At 60.3% G+C, this 17,736-nt stretch carries 15 protein-coding genes; 3 read left to right on the top strand and 12 right to left on the bottom strand.

Annotation, left to right across the window (positions count from 1 at the left end; genetic code table 11):
- Positions 1-154: 154 nt before the first annotated feature.
- The 3 genes from PI739_RS07450 to PI739_RS07460 are packed head-to-tail and all read left to right on the top strand — an operon-like array spanning position 155 to position 5,453.
- Positions 155-1,273 carry an efflux RND transporter periplasmic adaptor subunit gene (locus PI739_RS07450; protein ID WP_003432315.1) on the top strand — a complete coding sequence of 373 codons (1,119 nt, stop codon included), beginning with the start codon at positions 155-157 and terminating at the stop codon, positions 1,271-1,273.
- Entirely contained in the window at positions 1,270-2,355 is a 1,086-nt protein-coding gene (locus tag PI739_RS07455) for an efflux RND transporter periplasmic adaptor subunit (RefSeq protein WP_003365897.1), read from the top strand. Before PI739_RS07450 ends, PI739_RS07455 begins: the two co-directional genes overlap by 4 nt.
- Positions 2,352-5,453, top strand: a complete 3,102-nt coding sequence (locus PI739_RS07460) for an efflux RND transporter permease subunit (protein WP_044308748.1) — start codon at positions 2,352-2,354, stop codon at positions 5,451-5,453. Before PI739_RS07455 ends, PI739_RS07460 begins: the two co-directional genes overlap by 4 nt.
- 29 nt (positions 5,454-5,482) lie before the next feature.
- Here PI739_RS07460 and PI739_RS07465 read toward each other — a convergent pair whose 3' ends face one another.
- The 12 genes from PI739_RS07465 to tcyJ form a co-directional block, all read right to left on the bottom strand.
- Entirely contained in the window at positions 5,483-5,983 is a 501-nt protein-coding gene (locus PI739_RS07465) for a hypothetical protein (protein WP_054081244.1), read from the bottom strand.
- A 137-nt stretch (positions 5,984-6,120) separates the two neighbouring features.
- Positions 6,121-6,747, bottom strand: coding sequence for a class I SAM-dependent methyltransferase (locus PI739_RS07470; protein ID WP_054081245.1), 627 nt, complete (start codon positions 6,745-6,747; stop codon positions 6,121-6,123).
- Between the two features lie 56 nt (positions 6,748-6,803).
- Positions 6,804-7,448 (bottom strand): methionine ABC transporter permease, encoded by a 645-nt coding sequence (locus PI739_RS07475; protein WP_044308745.1) that lies wholly within the window; start codon positions 7,446-7,448, stop codon positions 6,804-6,806.
- Positions 7,438-8,568, bottom strand: coding sequence for a methionine ABC transporter ATP-binding protein (locus PI739_RS07480; protein ID WP_054081246.1), 1,131 nt, complete (start codon positions 8,566-8,568; stop codon positions 7,438-7,440). The genes PI739_RS07475 and PI739_RS07480 overlap by 11 nt, the downstream gene beginning before the upstream one ends.
- Positions 8,565-9,353 carry a MetQ/NlpA family ABC transporter substrate-binding protein gene (locus PI739_RS07485; protein WP_003432321.1) on the bottom strand — a complete coding sequence of 263 codons (789 nt, stop codon included), beginning with the start codon at positions 9,351-9,353 and terminating at the stop codon, positions 8,565-8,567. The genes PI739_RS07480 and PI739_RS07485 overlap by 4 nt, the downstream gene beginning before the upstream one ends.
- A gap of 547 nt (positions 9,354-9,900) precedes the next feature.
- Positions 9,901-11,259 (bottom strand): LLM class flavin-dependent oxidoreductase, encoded by a 1,359-nt coding sequence (locus PI739_RS07490; protein ID WP_054081247.1) that lies wholly within the window; start codon positions 11,257-11,259, stop codon positions 9,901-9,903.
- The gene (locus PI739_RS07495; protein ID WP_054081248.1) at positions 11,259-12,464 is read right to left on the bottom strand and encodes an SfnB family sulfur acquisition oxidoreductase; all 1,206 of its coding nucleotides are present in this window, start codon (positions 12,462-12,464) and stop codon (positions 11,259-11,261) included. Before PI739_RS07495 ends, PI739_RS07490 begins: the two co-directional genes overlap by 1 nt.
- 25 nt (positions 12,465-12,489) lie before the next feature.
- Positions 12,490-13,812 (bottom strand): SfnB family sulfur acquisition oxidoreductase, encoded by a 1,323-nt coding sequence (locus PI739_RS07500; RefSeq protein WP_074806641.1) that lies wholly within the window; start codon positions 13,810-13,812, stop codon positions 12,490-12,492.
- A 388-nt stretch (positions 13,813-14,200) separates the two neighbouring features.
- Positions 14,201-14,920, bottom strand: coding sequence for a hypothetical protein (locus PI739_RS07505; RefSeq protein ID WP_024661618.1), 720 nt, complete (start codon positions 14,918-14,920; stop codon positions 14,201-14,203).
- 577 nt (positions 14,921-15,497) lie between these two features.
- Positions 15,498-16,241 (bottom strand): L-cystine ABC transporter ATP-binding protein TcyN, encoded by a 744-nt coding sequence (tcyN, locus tag PI739_RS07510; RefSeq protein WP_004409156.1) that lies wholly within the window; start codon positions 16,239-16,241, stop codon positions 15,498-15,500.
- A 3-nt stretch (positions 16,242-16,244) separates the two neighbouring features.
- Positions 16,245-16,913, bottom strand: a complete 669-nt coding sequence (gene tcyL / locus PI739_RS07515) for a cystine ABC transporter permease (protein ID WP_003341471.1) — start codon at positions 16,911-16,913, stop codon at positions 16,245-16,247.
- Complete coding sequence (gene tcyJ / locus PI739_RS07520; protein WP_003432330.1) at positions 16,910-17,707, bottom strand: cystine ABC transporter substrate-binding protein; 798 nt, start codon at positions 17,705-17,707, stop codon at positions 16,910-16,912. The genes tcyL and tcyJ overlap by 4 nt, the downstream gene beginning before the upstream one ends.
- Between the last annotated feature and the right edge of the window lie 29 nt (positions 17,708-17,736).

Raw genomic sequence — 17,736 nt, forward strand, 5'->3', positions numbered from 1 at the left:
CACGTTTCTTCGCTGACGCCACTCGCTCAAGCCGTCTCCCGGCGCTTCTACAACGCAAGCCCCAATGAACCCTCCCTCTCGCACACAGTCGCATACTCACGCTATTCTCTCGCCCTGATCACGCCCGCATCCGGCAGTTGCACAAGGAGTCTGCATGCCCGTTCGTATTTCAAGACTGGTTACGTTCGGTCTGGCTGCTGCATTGGCGGCGCTGGCCGGTTGTGGCGAGGAAAAACCGGCGGCGCCCGAACTGCCCAGGGTTTATGTGCAGACGGTAAAAAGTGCCGACTTCGCCGCCAGTGTCGCCCTGACCGGTGATGTTCAGGCGCGGGTGCAGACCCGGCTTTCATTCCGAGTCAATGGCAAGATCATTCAGCGTAATGTCGATGTGGGCGACCGGGTCACTGCCCGGCAGGTGCTGGCGCGGCTCGACCCCAAGGATCTGCAGGTCAATGTCGACTCGGCCGCTGCTGCTGTGGCCGCCGAGCAGGCCCGCGTGAATCAGGCCAGCGCTGCTTTCGTCCGACAACAAAAATTGTTGCCCAAGGGCTATACCAGCCGCAGCGAATATGACTCTGCACAGGCCGCCTTGCGCGGCAGTGAAAGTTCGTTGAAGGCGGCGCAGGCGCAATTGGCCAATGCCCGTGAACAACTGGGTTACACCGCTCTGGTCGCTGACGCACCGGGTGTGATCACCGCGCGTCAGGCTGAAGTCGGGCAAGTGGTGCAGGCCACCATGCCGATTTTCGATCTGGCGCGCGACGGTGATCGCGATGCGGTGTTCAACGTCTACGAGTCCCTGTTCGTCAAGCCGCCCACCGATCAGGCCGTGCAGGTCACGTTGCTCGATAACCCGACTATCAAGGTCAGCGGCAAAGTGCGTGAAGTGACCCCGGCGGTGTCGGCGCAAACCGGCACCTTGCAGGTCAAGATCGCGCTGGACCCGCTGCCTGAAGGCATGGACCTCGGCTCGGTGGTCAGCGTGGCACTGAGCGCACCGGCCAATGCCAGTGTCGAGTTGCCATGGGCGGCGCTGACCAAGGACCTCGGCGAGCAGTTGGGCAAGCCTGCCGTGTGGGTGGTGGACGAGCAGGGCAAGGTCAATCTGCGCAAGGTCACCGTCACCCGTTACCTGACCGCCAAAGTCATCATCGGCGACGGGCTCAAGAGTGGAGAGAAAGTCGTGGTGGCAGGCGGACAGTTGTTACACCCGGACATGCAGGTCGACATTGCCGAACAGCCCAAGCAGCAGAACGCACAGGTGCAGCCATGAAGCGTCTGTCATGCGTAGCGCTGGGCAGCCTTTTGTTGAGCGGCTTACTATTGAGCGGTTGTGGCAAGGATGAAACACCTCCTGAACCGGTGCGTCCTGTCGTCTTCGTCGAAGCCCGACCTGAGTCCGTCCAGGATTTCGGGCGCTTTGCCGGCAATATCCAGGCGCGTTATCAAAGTGTGCTGGGCTTTCGGGTCGCGGGGCGCATCGCCCGGCGCGACGTCGACGTAGGCGCTGAAGTCAGGAAAGGCGATTTGCTCGCAACCCTCGATCCGACCGATCAACAGAATACAGTGCGTGCCCGGCAGGGCGACCTGGCCAATGTTCAGGCGCAGTACATCAACGCCCAGGCCAATGCTCGCCGCCAGCAGGAACTGTTCGATCGCGGCGTCGGTGCCCAGGCGCAACTGGACATCGCCCTGACCGATCTGAAGACCGCCAGCTCGTCGCAGGAACAGGCCAAGGCCGCGGCTCAACAGGCCCGCGACCAATTGAGTTACAGCGAGCTGCGCAGTGATCACGACGCAGTGGTCACCGAATGGAAAGTCGAAGCCGGGCAGGTGGTGACAGCCGGTCAGGAGGTCGTGACCCTGGCGCGGCCGGACATCAAGGAAGCGGTGATCGACCTGCCCGATACACTGGCCGACCAATTGCCGTCCGACGTGGTATTCACCGTCGCCAGTCAGCTGAATCCGGAAGTGAACACCACCGCCACCCTTCGTGAAATCGAACCCCAGGCCGACCGCACGACGCGTACTCGTCGTGCGCGTCTGTCGCTGGCGCAAACGCCAGCGGCGTTCCGCCTGGGCACGGCCATCAGCGTGACGCTCAGTTCGACCATCACACCGCGCATGCGCCTGCCGATCAATGCCCTGCAGGAAGTCGATGGCAAACGCCAGATCTGGATCGTCGATTCGCAGAGCCAGACGGTTAACCCCAGAGCCGTCACTATTGCCAGCCGTGACAGCGACTCTTTCGTGCTGACCGATGGCGTCAAAGCGGGTGAAAAAGTGGTGAGCGCGGGCGTCAACAGCCTCAAGCCGGGCCAGAAAGTCAAAGTCGATGAGGAAAGCCCGCGATGAAAGGGAATTTCAATTTATCCGAGTGGGCCATCAAGCATCAGTCGTTCGTCTGGTACCTGATGTTCGTCGCGCTGTTGATGGGCGTGTTTTCCTACATGAAGCTTGGGCGCGAGGAAGACCCGTCCTTCACCATCAAGACTATGATTATCCAGACCCGCTGGCCGGGCGCGACGGTGGACGAGACCCTCGAGCAGGTCACCGACCGCATCGAGAAGAAGCTCGAAGAACTTGACTCGCTGGACTACGTGAAGAGCTACACACGACCGGGCGAGTCCACAGTCTTCGTGTACCTGCGTGACACCACCAGTGCCAAGGCGATACCGGAAATCTGGTATCAGGTGCGCAAGAAGGTCGATGACATCCGTGGCCAGTTCCCGCAGGGGCTGCAAGGCCCGTCGTTCAACGACGAGTTCGGCGATGTATATGGCTCGATCTATGCGTTTACCGCAGACGGTTTCTCGATGCGTCAGTTGCGGGACTACGTCGAGAAGGTTCGCGCCGACATCCGCGACGTGCCTGGCCTGGGCAAGGTCGAGATGATCGGTCAGCAGGACGAAGTGGTGTACCTGAACTTCTCGACACGCAAACTCGCAGCATTGGGCATCGACCAGAGCCAGGTGGTGCAAAGCCTGCAATCGCAGAACGCGGTGACGCCTGCAGGTGTTATCGAAGCCGGGCCGGAGCGGATCTCGGTACGCACCTCCGGGCAGTTCGCGTCCGAGAAGGATCTGGCTGCGGTCAATCTGCGCATCAATGACCGTTTTTACCGTCTGAGCGACATTGCTGACATCACCCGCGGCTACACCGATCCGCCCAAGCCGCTGTTCCGCTTCGATGGCAAACCGGCGATCGGCCTGGCCATCGCGATGCAGAAGGGCGGCAACATCCAGTCCTTCGGCAAGGCGCTGCACGAACGTATGGACGCTACCACAGCGGAGCTGCCAGTCGGCATTGGTGTGCACAAGGTCTCGGATCAGGCCGAGGTGGTGAACAAGGCTGTGGGCGGCTTCACCAGCGCGTTGTTCGAGGCGGTAATTATCGTGCTGTTGGTCAGCTTCGTGAGCCTCGGGTTTCGCGCAGGGTTGGTGGTTGCGTGTTCGATTCCGCTGGTACTGGCGATGGTGTTCGTGTTCATGGAATACAGCGGCATCACCATGCAACGGATTTCCCTCGGCGCGCTGATCATCGCCCTCGGCCTGCTGGTGGATGACGCCATGATTACCGTGGAAATGATGGTCACACGGCTGGAAATGGGGGAGTCCAAGGAGCAGGCCGCGACATACGCCTACACCTCGACAGCGTTCCCGATGCTCACCGGTACGCTGGTGACTGTGGCTGGCTTTGTGCCGATCGGACTGAACAACAGCTCGGCGGGGGAGTACACATTCACGCTGTTTGCCGTGATTGCCGTAGCGATGCTGGTGTCGTGGGTGGTTGCCGTGCTGTTTGCGCCGGTGATCGGCGTGCACATTCTGAGCGCCAACATCAAGCCCAAATCCGAAGAGCCGGGCCGCATAGGCCGGGCATTCAACGGCAGCATGCTCTGGGCCATGCGTCATCGCTGGCTGGCGATTGCCATCACGGTAGGGTTGTTCGCCGCGTCGCTGTTCTCCATGCAGTTCGTGCAGAACCAGTTCTTCCCGTCTTCGGACCGCCCGGAAATACTGGTCGACCTGAACCTGCCGCAGAACGCCTCGATCAACGAGACGCGCAAGGTGGTGGATCGTTTTGAAGCGAGCCTCAAGGACGATCCGGACATCGAGCGCTGGAGCACCTACATCGGCCAGGGCGCGTTGCGTTTCTACCTGCCGCTCGATCAGCAGCTGGAAAATCCGTTCTACGCCCAGCTGGTGATTGTCAGTAAAGGCCTGGAGGAGCGTGGCGCGTTGACTGCCCGTCTGCAAAAACGCCTGCGTGATGACTTCGTCGGCATCGGGTCCTATGTGCAGGCGCTGGAAATGGGCCCGCCGGTGGGTCGTCCGTTGCAGTATCGCGTCAGCGGCGAGAACATCGACAAGGTACGCCAGCACGCCATCGAACTGGCTACGCTGCTCGATCACAACCCGCATGTGGGCGAAGTGATCTACGACTGGAACGAGCCGGGCAAGGTCCTGCGCATCGACATCAACCAGGACAAGGCCCGGCAGTTGGGTCTGTCGTCGGAAGACGTCGCCAAGCTGATGAACAGCGTGGTCAGTGGTTCTACCGTGACCCAGGTGCGCGATGATATCTACCTGATCAACGTGATCGGGCGTGCTGAAGATGCCGAGCGCGGCACACCGGAAACCCTGCAGAACCTGCAGATCGTGACGCCGACCGGCACGTCGATCCCGCTGCTGGCGTTCGCCACGGTCGGTTACGAGCTGGAGCAGCCATTGGTCTGGCGCCGCGATCGCAAGCCGACCATCACGGTGAAAGGCGCCGTCCGCGATGCAATTCAGCCGACTGATCTGGTCAAGCAGCTGCAACCGGAAATCGACAAGTTTGCCGCAGGTCTGCCGGTCGGCTACAAGGTTGCAACCGGCGGTACGGTCGAAGAAAGCAGCAAGGCGCAGGGGCCGATTGCCAGCGTTGCGCCGCTGATGCTGTTCCTCATGGCGACGTTCCTGATGATTCAGTTGCACAGCATTCAGAAGATGTTTCTGGTGGCCAGTGTCGCGCCTCTGGGGCTAATCGGTGTGGTGCTGGCGCTGATCCCGACGGGGACGCCACTGGGGTTCGTGGCGATTCTCGGGGTGCTGGCGCTGATCGGCATCATCATCCGCAACTCGGTGATTCTGGTGACCCAGATCGATGCCTATGAGCGCAGTGGGTATCTGCCTTGGGACGCTGTGGTCGAAGCCACCGAGCATCGCCGTCGTCCGATCCTGTTGACGGCGGCAGCGGCCAGCCTGGGCATGATTCCAATCGCCCGTGAGGTGTTCTGGGGGCCGATGGCCTACGCCATGATCGGCGGCATCATCATCGCCACGCTGCTGACCTTGCTGTTCCTGCCAGCGTTGTACGTGGCCTGGTATCGCATCAAGGAACCGACCGACGAACAGCGTCGCGAAGCGGCTGACAAGGATGACGGCGAGCACGCGCAGCCAGCGCATTGAGGTCGGCATGCCCTGCCGCCTGTGGGCAATCAGTCGGTCTCGTCTGCGTCTTTGACGTCGATAGTGGACAGGCTGAGGTTGGCGAACCGTACCGGGCCGTACGGTGAAGCCAGCCTTGAGTTTGAGAGCGAGAAGCGGAACGTGTTCGAAGGCGCCGACAGATTCACGAAGCATTTTTCAAGCGCTTCTCCGAACGTAATGTCGCCTGAAAAATGTTCCCACTCTTCAGTGGCGAGGCCAATGACCGGTGTCAGATTCAGCGCGCCCTCTTTGTTGTAACCTCCCACGGCTATAACAAAGAGCGCCTCGTCTAATTTCAGGTCTGCGCTGTGCACATCGAACTCGATATGCAGGGTTGAGTCAGGCAGCGCATTGATAAATTGGCTTACGGTCACTCCAGTCGCATCCAGTTTGATGCTCTGCCCATCCCCTGCGGGCCAAGGCTTGAAGTCAGGATCAAAGCCCTCCGGTGCTGCCCAGTACTTGAGATCGTCGCTGAAGTTGCCGTTTTTCACGAATTCGGTCGCCATGATCAGTTCCTTTGATCGGTTCAAATGGATTCCATTGCCAGCCGCCTGCGTAGGCGGATGGGAGTCCATCCTAAGGCGCGTGAGTATTTGCCGATACTGTCAGAAGTAACAGCACGCGGACTGCACAACGCCGGACATCACTGACGCCGCCAGACACTCGCCAGCCACGGCTGCTGCTCTCTCGGCAATCCGGCGGGGCGGTAGTAATGCTCCAGTTCGATAAAGCCGGCTTCGGTCAGCAATGTGCGCCATGATTCCAGGTCGTGATAAGCGCCGTAACGCTCGCCGTTCCAGCCTTCCTGATTCTCACCACGCGGGTTGGAGCTGAACAGCACGCCGCCCGGCTTGAGCGCGTCATGCAACTGACGCAGGACGCGCGGCAGCTCCTGTTTGGGGATGTGAAACAGCACCGCGTTGGCGAAAACGCCATCGAAGCGGCTGTGCGGCAGGTCGAGTTCGAGGAAGTTTTGCTGCAGCACTTCGCAACCGGTCTCGGCACGGGCCATCTCGGCGAAACGTTCGGACCCGTCGAGCCCGACCGCCACATGGCCCATCGCGGTAAACGTTTTCAGGTCGCGGCCCGGCCCGCAGCCGAAATCGAGAATCTGCCAGGGTGCCGGTCCTTCGATATGCCGCAGCAGGGCGTCGATGTTCTGGCTGACGTCGTGGTCGCGAGTGCCTTCGCGGAAGTCGTCGGCCACGCGGTTGTAATTGCCGAGGGTCGCGGAGGTGATCTGCGCAAGGGTCTGTGGATCGAGTTTCATCAAGGGCGGTCCGGTAAAGGAAGACCGCCAATATACCCTCGCTGCGTTGCGGCTGCTCAGCGCCTGTCGAAGCTGCGTGCCAGCCGGTCCCCGCCCAGCTGCACCAGCGCGACGACCGCTACCAGCAAGACAATCACTGTCAACATCACCTGCGTGTCGAAGCGCTGATAGCCATAGCGATAGGCAATATCGCCCAGCCCGCCTGCGCCGATGGCACCGGCCATGGCCGATGAGTTGATCATGGTCACCAGCGTGATCGTAAAGCCGCCGACGATACCGGGACGCGCCTCCGGCAGCAGCACATGCCAGATGATATGCCAGCGCCGACAGCCCATCGCTTGCGCGGCCTCGACCAGACCATGATCGACCTCCCGCAGGCTCACTTCAGCGACCCGCGCAAAGAATGGCGTGGCGGCAATGGTCAGCGGCACGACGGCTGCCCATACGCCATACGTGGTGCCGACGATCATCCGCGTGAACGGAATCAGCGCGACCATCAGGATCAGAAACGGAATCGAACGAAACAGGTTCACGAAGCCACCCAGCACCCGGTTGATCCCCGGTGCTTCGTAGATGCCGCCTTTGGAACTGGTGACCAGAATCACTGCCAGCGGAATGCCCAGCAGCAGTGCGATCAATGACGACACACCGACCATCAGAAACGTGTCGAGGGTGCCTTGCAGCAAGCGATCAACCCACATAACCCAATACCTCCGCGCGTGGCGCCAGTGTGCGGGCGCGCGCCAGCAGTTCTTCCCGGCTGTGTGGCGAGCCGGCAACCGACAGAATGAGATGCCCGATGGGCCGTTCCTGAATCCGCTCGACGCCGCCCTGCAGCAATTGCACCTTGCCGCCCAGCGCGGCAAACAGCGCGGCCAGATCCGGCCCTTCGTCACTGACACCGGTGAAATGCACGTCCAGCAGCAGGGCCGCATCGGATCGTTGCGGCTGATCGCTCAGGCGCTCTGCCCACTCTTTCGGCAGCCCGGTTTGCAGCGGAGCCAGCAAGGTTTTGCTGACGTCGTGCTGCGGGTCGCCAAACACCTGCCATACCGGCCCCTGCTCGACGACTCGCCCCTGTTCCAGCACCACCACGCGGTGGCAGATATCACGGATAACCGCCATTTCATGGGTGATCAGCACGACGGTCAGGCCCAGGCGCTGGTTGATCTCGCGCAGCAGGCCGAGGATCGACTGGGTGGTTTCCGGGTCCAGCGCCGAAGTGGCTTCGTCGCACAACAGAATCGCCGGGTCGTGTACCAGCGCGCGGGCGATGCCGACACGCTGTTTCTGCCCGCCGGACAGTTGCGCGGGGTACGCCTTGTGCTTGTCCTGTAAACCCACCAGTTCCAGCAACTGCGCGACCTTGCGCGCGCGTTGCTCCTTGGGCACACCGGCAACCTTGAGCGGCAGTTCGACGTTCTGCCAGACGGTCTTGGCCGACATCAGGTTGAAGTGCTGGAAGATCATGCCGATGCGTCGGCGTAGCTCAACCAGCTTGTCTTCGTCGAACTCGCCGATATCCACCTGATCGATCAATACGCGACCGCTGCTCGGTTGTTCCAGGCGATTGATGGTGCGGATCAACGAGGATTTGCCTGCGCCGCTGCGGCCGATAATGCCGAAGATCTCGCCGCGCTGGACGGCCAGATCGATATTGCCCAGCGCCTCCACCGTGCCTTGCTTGCCGTGATAGGTCTTGCCCAGGTTGATGAAGCGCACATGCGCGCGATTCAGCTCCGGGTGCAGCTCGGCCTGTTGCGCCCGTTGACCTGCGCCCGCAGTGTCGAGTGGCCGCTGGCGTTGCGCGGTCGCAGTCATTCTTTCCACCCGGCCTGATAAAGCTTGCCGTTGACCTTGTCCAGCGAAGCGCGGACGACCGGCGAGTGTTGGTAAATGTCGACGAATTTCGCCAACCGCGGGTCATCCTTGTGATCAGGTTTGATCACGAACTGAATCACGTATTCCGGGTGGTCCAGGCCGTCGAACAGGATCGCCGAGTCAGCGGGAAAGGTCTTGGCCAGACGGATGTAGGCGGGGTAGCCCTGCACCAGATCGGCATCGTCGTAGGCTCGCACCAGTTGCACGGCTTCGACCTGTATGAGCTTGAGTTTTTTCGGGTTGGCCGTGATGTCTTCTTCGGTGGCCTTGTAACCAACACCTTCCTTGAGCGTGATCAGCCCGGCCTTGGCCAGCAGTTGCAGGCCGCGTCCGCTGTTGATCGGGTCATTGGCGATGGCCACGGTGGCGCCGGTCGGCAGCTCATCGAAGCTTTTGTACTTTTTCGAGTACAGACCTACGTTGTTGATGATCCCCGGTGCGTAAGGCACCAAACCGAAGCCAGCGGCTTCGTTGGCATTGGTCAGGAACGGGATGTGCTGAAAATAATTCACGTCGATATCGCCGGCAGCGAGGCTGACGTTGGGCGCGATCCAGTCGGTGAACTCGACCAGCTCGACCTTCAGGCCCTGCTTGCCAGCCTCTTCGACAGCGGCTTCCAGCGGTATCGCGAAGGCTGCCGTGGTCCCGACTTTCAGGGGTTTATCGTCAGCGTAAGCGGTCAGGGTCAACAGGCCGAGGGCCAGTGCAGCGAGGGTTTTGCTCATGATGTGGTCCTTTTAAAAATACCTAAGTCTCGTTCCCACGTCTTGCGCTTATCGATCCTGTGGGAGCGAGCTTGCTCGCGAATAGGCCAGTGCAGCCGCAGAAAGCAGGGCGTCTGGGCAATCGCTTTCGCGAGCAAGCTCGCTCCCACAAAATCTGTGTACAACGCCAGGCGCTTCAGCGTGGGCGCGCATGTCATCATCAACTACGCCGGTGTGCATCCCACTTAGCGCATAGGCCCTGTGGGAGCGAGCTTGCTCGCGAATAGGCCAGTGCAGCCACAGAGAGCAGGGCGTCTGGCCAATCGCTTTCGCGAGCAAGCTCGCTCCCACAAAATCTGTGTACAACGCCAAGTGCTTCGGCGTAGGTGCGCATGTCGTCATCAATTACGCCGGTGTGTATCCCCCGCAGCGCATCGGTCCTGTGGGAGCGAGCTTGCTCGCGAATAGGCCAGTGCAGCCCCAGAAAGCAAGCGCTTTCGCGAGCAAGCTCGCTCCCACAAAAACTGTGTACAACGCCAAGTGCTTCGGCGTGGGGCGCATGTCGTCATCAAATAGGCCGGTGTGCCGCCCCCCCATGCCGTTGCGGTAAACGGTCGGTGCCTTCCGGAAACAGTTTTTTGCGCAGGCTGCCTTCTTCGTAAGCGGTCTTGTATGAGCCGCGGCGTTGCAGTTCCGGGATCACCAGGTCAATGAAGTCCTCGTAACTTTCCGGGGTGACGATGCGGGTCAGGTTGAAGCCGTCCAGGCCGGTTTCGTCGATCCATGACTCCAGTTCGTCGGCGACCTGTTCGGGCGAGCCGATCAAGGTGATGTAACGGCCGCCCAAGGCGTGCTGGTCGAGCAGTTTCTGGCGCGTCCAGTCGTTGTTTTTCAGGTTCCTGGTCGCCGATTGAATGGCGTTGTTTTTCACGTACTGAATGGGTTCGTCGAGTTCGTACTCAGAAAAATCGATGCCCGTGGACGCGGCGAAGTGCGCCACGCCGGCTTCGGCGCTGGCATGGCGGCGGTATTCGGCGTGCTTCTCCCTAGCCAGTGCTTCGGTGGCCGCGACGATCACGTTCAGGCCCATGAACACTTTGATGTCGTCCGGGTTGCGCCCGGCCTGCACGGCACTGGCGCGCACCTTGTCGACCTGCTCGCGGGTCGCTGCCTTGTTCTGCCCGCTGATGAAAACGCATTCGGCGTTCTTTCCGGCAAACTGCAGGCCGCGCTCCGAACTGCCGGCCTGAAACAGCACCGGCGTGCGTTGCGGCGACGGTTCGCAGAGGTGATAACCCTCGACCTGATAGAACTCGCCCTGGTGCCGGACCTTATGCACCTTGCCCGGCTGGGCGTAGACGCGCTGCTCGCGATCATTGATCACGGCATCGTCTTCCCAACTGCCTTCCCAGAGCTTGTACAGCACCTCCAGGTACTCGTCGGCCTGATCATAACGGCGGTCATGCTCGTTCTGCTCGCTGAGGCCCATGGCCCGCGCCGCGCTGTCGAGGTAGCCGGTGACAATGTTCCAGCCCACCCGGCCACGGCTCAGGTGATCCAGCGTCGACATGCGCCTGGCGAACAGATAGGGCGCGTCGTAGGTCAGGTTGGCGGTCAGGCCGAAGCCCAGGTGTTTCGTGACCCCTGCCATCGCCGAGACCAGCAGCAGTGGGTCGTTGACCGGCAACTGGATCGCCTCCTTGAGGGTAACGTCCACCGAGTTCTGATACACGTCATACACGCCCACGATGTCGGCGATGAACAGGCCGTCGAACAACCCGCGTTCGAGCAGTTTCGCCAGGTCAGTCCAGTACTCCAGGCTGTTGAATTGCGTCGAGGTGTCCCGTGGATGGGTCCACAGGCCATGGTTGATATGGCCGATGCAGTTCATGTTGAACGCGTTGAGGAGGATCTTTTTACGCGCCATCAGATCGTCCCCCGCAGGGGAGGATTAGTGTCGTTGAGGTAGTAATTGCCGATGGCGTGAAACTTCCAGCGTACCGGGTCGTGCAGCGTATGAACGCGCGCGTTGCGCCAGTGGCGATCCAGGCCGTGTTCCGCCAGCGTGGATTGACTGCCCGCCAGTTCGAACAGCGTGCTGCCGGCGGCCAGGGAAATCTCCGTGCTGATGGCGCGCGCTTCGGCCACGGCTATCGAGGCCGCGGCGACGGTTTCGGCATTGCTGTCGGCCTGAGCGACATCGAGAAACTCTCCGGCGCGCTCGAGCAGTGCTTCGGCGGCGTGCAGGCGAATACCCAGCTTGCCGAAGCTGTGCAGCGTCAGCGGGTCATCCACGGCCTTTTCAATACCCGAATCGATCCATGGCCGGGTACGCGTCCGCACGAACCTCAGGGCGTCCTCGAAGGCTGCGCGGGCAATGCCGGTGTCGATCGCCGCATGGAGAATCTGCGCCAGTGGCCCGACCGTGGTGGGGCGCTGGAAGGCGCTCTGGAACGGCACCACATCGCGGGCGCTGACATACACATTGTCGAACACCACCGAGCCGCTGCCCGTGGTGCGCTGCCCGAAACCGCTCCAGTCGTCGATGACGCTGAGCCCCTCGCTGTCATGCGGCACGAACACCAGTTGCTGCACACCCTCGTCGTCAATCACCGAGGTGGGAATGCGTTGCGCGTACAGCGCGCCGGTGGCGTAGAACTTGCGGCCGTTGATGCGATAACCGTCCCCGTCGCGGCTCAGGCGAGTGGTGCGGTCATGTGCGGTTCTGGTCCCCAGTTCGGCCAGCGCATTGCCGAAGCGTACGCCCGCCAGTGCCTCGGCGTACAAGCGCGCCTGTTGTTCCGGACTGCCGTTCACGCGCAGCACTTCCAGGGCGTAAAAGTGGTTTTGCGGAATCTGGCCCAGCGAGCCATCGGCTTCGGAAATCAGCTGGATCACCTTGGCCAGCGTGACATTGGAAACACCCGCGCCGCCGAAGGCTTGCGGCACACTGATGCCCCACAGACCGGACTGGCTGAACAGGTCCAGTTCGGCATGCGGCAAACGGCGTTCGCGATCGCGTTGCGCGCTGTCGGTTTTCAATTGCAGGGCCAGTTCGCGGGCTGTGTGCAGGGCCTGAGCGTCACTGGTGATCAGCGCTGCGTTAGCGCGCGCTTTTGGGTTGAAACTCATGAAGGGTGTTCTCCAGTGGTCTGGTTCAGATCCAGGAATGGCGAGCAGGCAGGGTGCCGTTCAAATGCCACGTGCCGACCGCGTGGTATTTCCAGCGCACCGGGTCATGCAGGGTGTGGACGCGCGCGTTGCGCCAGTGGCGGTCGAGATTGAACTCGGCCAGGGTCGCGCGGCTACCGGCCAGTTCGAACAGCTTCTCGCTGGCCAGCAGCGAGATCTCGGTGGTCAGGACTTTGGCCCGCGCCACTGCAATGGAGGCGCGGGCTGCCGATTGCTCATCGATAGGCGCAGCGCTGATTTCGTCGAGTTCCTGGCCCGCCTTGCGCAGCAGCGCTTCTGCGGCGTGCAGTTCGAGTTTCAGCTTGCCGATGTCGGCGATCACATAGAGGTCATCGCTGGCGCGCTCGACGTTGGCGTCGATCCACGGACGGGATTTCTCGCGTACAAAAGCTATCGCATCGTCGATGGCCCCGCGCGCTATGCCCGCATCGATGGCGGCCTGGATCAGTTGCGAAACGGCACCCTGAATGTTCGGCGTCAGGGACAGGCGCCAGTTATCGACCACCAGCCCGGCGTCCACCGGAACATTGTCGAGCAGCACCGTGCCGCTGGCGGTGGTGCGCTGGCCAAAGCCCGACCAGTCATCAACGATGCGCAGGCCCGGTGTGCCACGCTGGACGAAGGCCATGATCTGCCGCCCCTGGTCATCCAGCGCCTTGACGGCAACCCAATGCGCGAACAACGCGCCGGTGGAGTAGAACTTCTGTCCGGTGATGGCCAGGCGGTCGCCATTGGCGGTGATCCGTGCCTTGAGTTCCAGCGTGTTTTTGGTGCCGCGCTCGGGCCCGGCGTTGCCGATGCGCCAACCGTCCAGCACGCTCTGGAACAGTGTTTTCTTCTGTTGCTCGGTGGCGCTGCCCTGCAGCAGATGCAGAATGCCGAACTGGTTTTGCGGAATTTGTCCCAGTGCCGGGTCGGCAGCAGAAATGATCCGGAAGACTTCAGCCACTGTGACGAACGATACTTGCGGGCCGCCGTATGCGCGCGGGACGGAAATACTGCCCAGTCCGCTGCGAGTGAACTGTTCGATTTCAGCCCATGGCAAGGCACGTTGTCTGTCACGATTGGCAGCATTGATCTGTGCGGCTGCGGCCAGTTCATGGGCTGCTGCAATGGCTTGCGCGTCGTTTTGCAACACGGTGGCCTTCAGCAGGCGGGGAGCAGCGTCAGGCTCTTGTGAAGCCTCGACGCGTTGGGTCGCTACCGTCGCCGGATCAGACTCGCGTCGCTCACCGTCAATCGATACGACCCTGGGTTTATCCACAGGGGTAGTTGTGAAAGGGACCATCGGAACCTCGTAGCAGTAGGCCGCATCAGGTGCGGCTGGAAAACATCACGATGTCCGGTGGTCCGGTGCATATACCCTAAGCGTGTATAAAAGTTTTTAAAACGTGCTTTTTGGAATAAGCATAGACAGTTATTGTCAGTCGCCAATGCCGCTTCATATCCTCACCTCGCGTAACGCACGATGTTAGACGTCTGCGCAGAGCCAAGTACGGATGAAACACGGCGTATGCCGGAGCGACGTTGAACTTTCTTACACGCGTGGCCAATGTTTAATGCAGGTAATGAGCGTGAATAACTAACGCTTCGTTTTTAGAATGGTCCGTGCGGTGTTGTCCATTGAACAGTATTGTCGAGTGATGCGGTTTGTCCGACTTGCCGTCGTCAGGCATTCAATGGCCCAGCGGTTGGATCCTTATTATTCGGGGTGGCGCCCAGAGCGAGTTGTTGCCCACCCGGTCGATAACACAGTAACTCACTTCCAGCCGTTGTTCGTCTCCGCCTTCGCGTATCAACTCAGGCGGTACGACCAGGTCGACCGGCTCACCGATATCGTCGGCAGTGAGCGGCGGCAGGTCCATGCGCAGATCACCCCAGCGCACGGTGATCTCGTCGTGAACAGCCATGTTCAGATAAGGCTCGATGGTCATCGGCAAGCCGCCTTCCAGGTGCCTGCGCGAGAGTCCGTGGCGTATGACCGATGGCGCAACATAGAGTGGCGCCAGCCCCTGGTTTTCTTCCGTGTTGGCGCTGACCAGCCGCCCTCCCGGTGCGTTCAGCTTGACCCATAGCTTGCGGCAGGGCGAGGTCACAGGCACTCCGCCTATCTTCATGACCCGGTAGTAAGTTCTCGCCTTGCCATTCTGCAGAAAACTTTCCGGCACACGTAGGACGACAGGCTTGCCGACGTCGGATGCCTTCAAAATTGTTGACGCGACGTAACAGCCGTCCCAGAACAGTTCGATCAGATCGCCCTCTTCCATGCTGCCATAGGGTTCAACATGAACAACGAGTTGAGAGGCGTTCCTCACGCCTATGCCATGTCGGCTGGCCAGCGGAACAGAAGGGATAGGCAAGCCCAAGGGGCTGGCGTTGCAAGTATTTTGACGCATGTCGGGGTACTCCAGATAATCAATGGTTCAAGTAAAGAATCGTCATAAGTTGTCATGTTCAAGTAATGAAGTGTGCGTTTCAGGCAGGGGGATAATTACCTTAAATATCCAAGCTATGGCAAACATTACAAACGGTATTAAAGGTGTGCTTGAAACTTTACTGCCCCACTGAAATGCGTGAAGTAGGTGAGCTAATGGGCTTTGCGGGAACTTGTCAATGTGCGAAGTGCATTTAAGGACTGTTTACTTGAAAACCGGATACTTCCTACGCTGTGTGTTTGGAACCGTTGACTCCTCACGAAACAACCGTCCTACCACAAAGTATCAATGGCAACAGGCCGTAACCGACAGCAGAGTGTCCGGAAGGGAAAGTCTGGCAACACGGACGCGCAGTGGCGCGCCCGGCTACGAATCAAGGAGCAGGAAGTACGTGGGCTAATTTTATTATTTCGATGATTTTTCGGGAAATTACGCGGGAATTCAGCAAGGATATTGAACGATTAATCCTTCCGGAAATGTAAGAAAAAAGCAGCGCCGCTGGATGGACGCTGCTTTTTGCAGATGCTGATCGTCCTGATCAGGAGCGGGTACGCTCGAGAAACTGCCTGGTGCGTTCTTCTTTCGGGTTGGCGAACAGCGCCTTGGCTTCGCCTTGCTCCACGATCACTCCCTTGTCGATGAAGATCACCCGGTTGGCGACGTCCCGGGCAAAGCTCATCTCGTGAGTGACGATGACCATGGTGCGGTTCTCTTCAGCCAGCGCGCGGATGGTGGTCAGCACCTCGCCGACCAGCTCAGGGTCCAGAGCCGAGGTCGGCTCGTCGAACAGGATCACTTGCGGCTCCATCGCCAGCGCCCGTGCAATCGCCACGCGCTGTTGCTGCCCGCCGGAAAGGCGTCGCGGGTAAGCGTCTTCCTTGCCGCTCAGGCCGACCTTGGCGAGCAGCTTTCTGCCCAGCGCCTCGGCGGCTTCGCGGGCCACCTTCTTGACCACCACCGGACCTTCGATGACATTTTCCAGTGCGGTGCGATGCGGAAACAGATTGAAGTTCTGAAACACGAACCCGACCTGCTGACGCAACTGGCGGATCAACCCCTGTTGCTGGTTCATGGAGCGGGTGCCATCAATCTCGATGTCACCGACCTTGATCCTGCCGCTGTCAGGCGTTTCCAGCAGATTCAGGCAGCGCAGCAGGGTGGTCTTGCCCGAGCCGCTGGGCCCGATGATGGCCACCACTTCCCCGGCTTCGATACGCAGATCGATGCCCTTGAGCACCTCATTGCCCTTGAATGCCTTGGTGAGTTTTTCAACCACTATCATGTGTCAGGTCTCCAGATCGTGCCGGTTGACCCTGGCTTCCAGCTTGTTTTGCAGGTGCGAGAGCGCCGTGGCAAGGATCCAGTAGATCAGTGCAGCGGCCAGGTACATGGTGAAAATTTCGAAGGTGCGTGCGGTGATCAACTGCGCCTGACGGAACAGCTCCGGCACCTGGATGGTGGCTGCCAGCGCCGTGTCCTTGACCAGCGAGATGAAGCTGTTGCCCAGTGGCGGCAATGCGGTGCGTGCGGCCTGCGGGAGGATCGCCCGACGCATGGTCTGCCAGCGGGTCATGCCGATACTGGCCGCGGCTTCCCACTGGCCGCGCTCCACCGAACTGATGGCCGCGCGCAGGATTTCGCAGGCGTAAGCGGCCATGTTCAGGGAAAAACCGATCAGCGCAGCGCTCAGCGGTTCGAGCTGGATACCCAGCTCCGGCAGGCCGTAATAAATCACGAACAGCTGCACCAGCAAGGGCGTGCCGCGAAAGAACGACACGTAGATGCGTGCTATCCAGTTCACCGGTTTGATGCGCGAGAGGCGCATCAAGGCCAGGCCGAAGCCCAGCAGCAAACCGAAAAACATCCCGCCAATACTGAGGAAGACGGTGTAGTACGCGCCCTTGAGGAGGAAGGGCGCGGAGTCCAGCGCGAGCTGAAGGCTCTCTTCAATCATTTGGTGACGTCAGCGTTGAAGTACTTTTCCGACAATTTCTTCAGCGTACCGTCGGCACGCAGCTTGTCGATGGCCTTGTCGATGGCCGCCAGCAATTCAGGCTCGCCTTTGCGCAGGGCAATGCCCGATTCCTGGCGGGAGAAGGCGTCGCCTGCAGGGACGAGTTTGTTTTTCGTTTTGGCAGCCATTTCCAGGGCGGCCAGACGGTCAACGAGGATCGCATCGATACGACCTACACTCAGGTCCTGGATCTTGCTCGGGTCATCGTCATAGGTTTTGACGATCGCGCCCGGAACGTTCGCCTTGAGCCATTCCTCGTAGTTGGTGCCCAGGCCCACACCGACCTTCTTGCCGGTCAGGTCTGTGGCTGTCTTGATCTTGTCTTCGTTCGTCTTCAGAACCAGCGCCTGAATGCCGGACACGGTGTAGGGCTCGGAGAAGTCGTACTTCTTCTTGCGCTCGTCGGAGATGGTCACCTGGTTGATCACCACGTCCAGACGCTTGGAGTCCAGAGCGGCCAGGATGCCATCCCATTTCGACGGCTGGATCTTGGCCTTCACGCCCAGTTCCTTGGCCAGCGCTTCGGAAAACTCGACTTCGAAGCCGGTGAGCTTGCCGCTCTCATCGACGAAGCTGAACGGTGGGTAAGTGCCTTCCAGGCCTACATTGAGCGTACCGCTGTCCTTGATTTTCTGCAGTTGCTCGCCAGCCATGGCTTGCCCGGCGATACCGGCATTGAGCATCAAGCCCATTGCCGAGAAAAGAAACGTACGACGAATAGCGGAAATGTTCATGCAAGCCCCTTGTTGGTATGGAAGTGTCT

The sequence above is a fragment of the Pseudomonas cerasi genome (genome assembly GCF_027983475.1).
In the GTDB taxonomy this organism is placed as follows: domain Bacteria; phylum Pseudomonadota; class Gammaproteobacteria; order Pseudomonadales; family Pseudomonadaceae; genus Aquipseudomonas; species Aquipseudomonas cerasi.

Excerpts from the sequence above, each read along its gene's own strand:
- PI739_RS07450 (WP_003432315.1), top strand. The coding sequence starts at position 155 with ATGCCCGTTCGTATTTCAAGACTGGTTACGTTCGGTCTGGCTGCTGCA.
- PI739_RS07455 (WP_003365897.1), top strand. The coding sequence starts at position 1,270 with ATGAAGCGTCTGTCATGCGTAGCGCTGGGCAGCCTTTTGTTGAGCGGC.
- PI739_RS07460 (WP_044308748.1), top strand. The coding sequence starts at position 2,352 with ATGAAAGGGAATTTCAATTTATCCGAGTGGGCCATCAAGCATCAGTCG.
- PI739_RS07465 (WP_054081244.1), bottom strand. The coding sequence starts at position 5,983 with ATGGCGACCGAATTCGTGAAAAACGGCAACTTCAGCGACGATCTCAAG.
- PI739_RS07470 (WP_054081245.1), bottom strand. The coding sequence starts at position 6,747 with ATGAAACTCGATCCACAGACCCTTGCGCAGATCACCTCCGCGACCCTC.
- PI739_RS07475 (WP_044308745.1), bottom strand. The coding sequence starts at position 7,448 with ATGTGGGTTGATCGCTTGCTGCAAGGCACCCTCGACACGTTTCTGATG.
- PI739_RS07480 (WP_054081246.1), bottom strand. The coding sequence starts at position 8,568 with ATGACTGCGACCGCGCAACGCCAGCGGCCACTCGACACTGCGGGCGCA.
- PI739_RS07485 (WP_003432321.1), bottom strand. The coding sequence starts at position 9,353 with ATGAGCAAAACCCTCGCTGCACTGGCCCTCGGCCTGTTGACCCTGACC.
- PI739_RS07490 (WP_054081247.1), bottom strand. The coding sequence starts at position 11,259 with ATGGCGCGTAAAAAGATCCTCCTCAACGCGTTCAACATGAACTGCATC.
- PI739_RS07495 (WP_054081248.1), bottom strand. The coding sequence starts at position 12,464 with ATGAGTTTCAACCCAAAAGCGCGCGCTAACGCAGCGCTGATCACCAGT.
- PI739_RS07500 (WP_074806641.1), bottom strand. The coding sequence starts at position 13,812 with ATGGTCCCTTTCACAACTACCCCTGTGGATAAACCCAGGGTCGTATCG.
- PI739_RS07505 (WP_024661618.1), bottom strand. The coding sequence starts at position 14,920 with ATGCGTCAAAATACTTGCAACGCCAGCCCCTTGGGCTTGCCTATCCCT.
- tcyN (WP_004409156.1), bottom strand. The coding sequence starts at position 16,241 with ATGATAGTGGTTGAAAAACTCACCAAGGCATTCAAGGGCAATGAGGTG.
- tcyL (WP_003341471.1), bottom strand. The coding sequence starts at position 16,913 with ATGATTGAAGAGAGCCTTCAGCTCGCGCTGGACTCCGCGCCCTTCCTC.
- tcyJ (WP_003432330.1), bottom strand. The coding sequence starts at position 17,707 with ATGAACATTTCCGCTATTCGTCGTACGTTTCTTTTCTCGGCAATGGGC.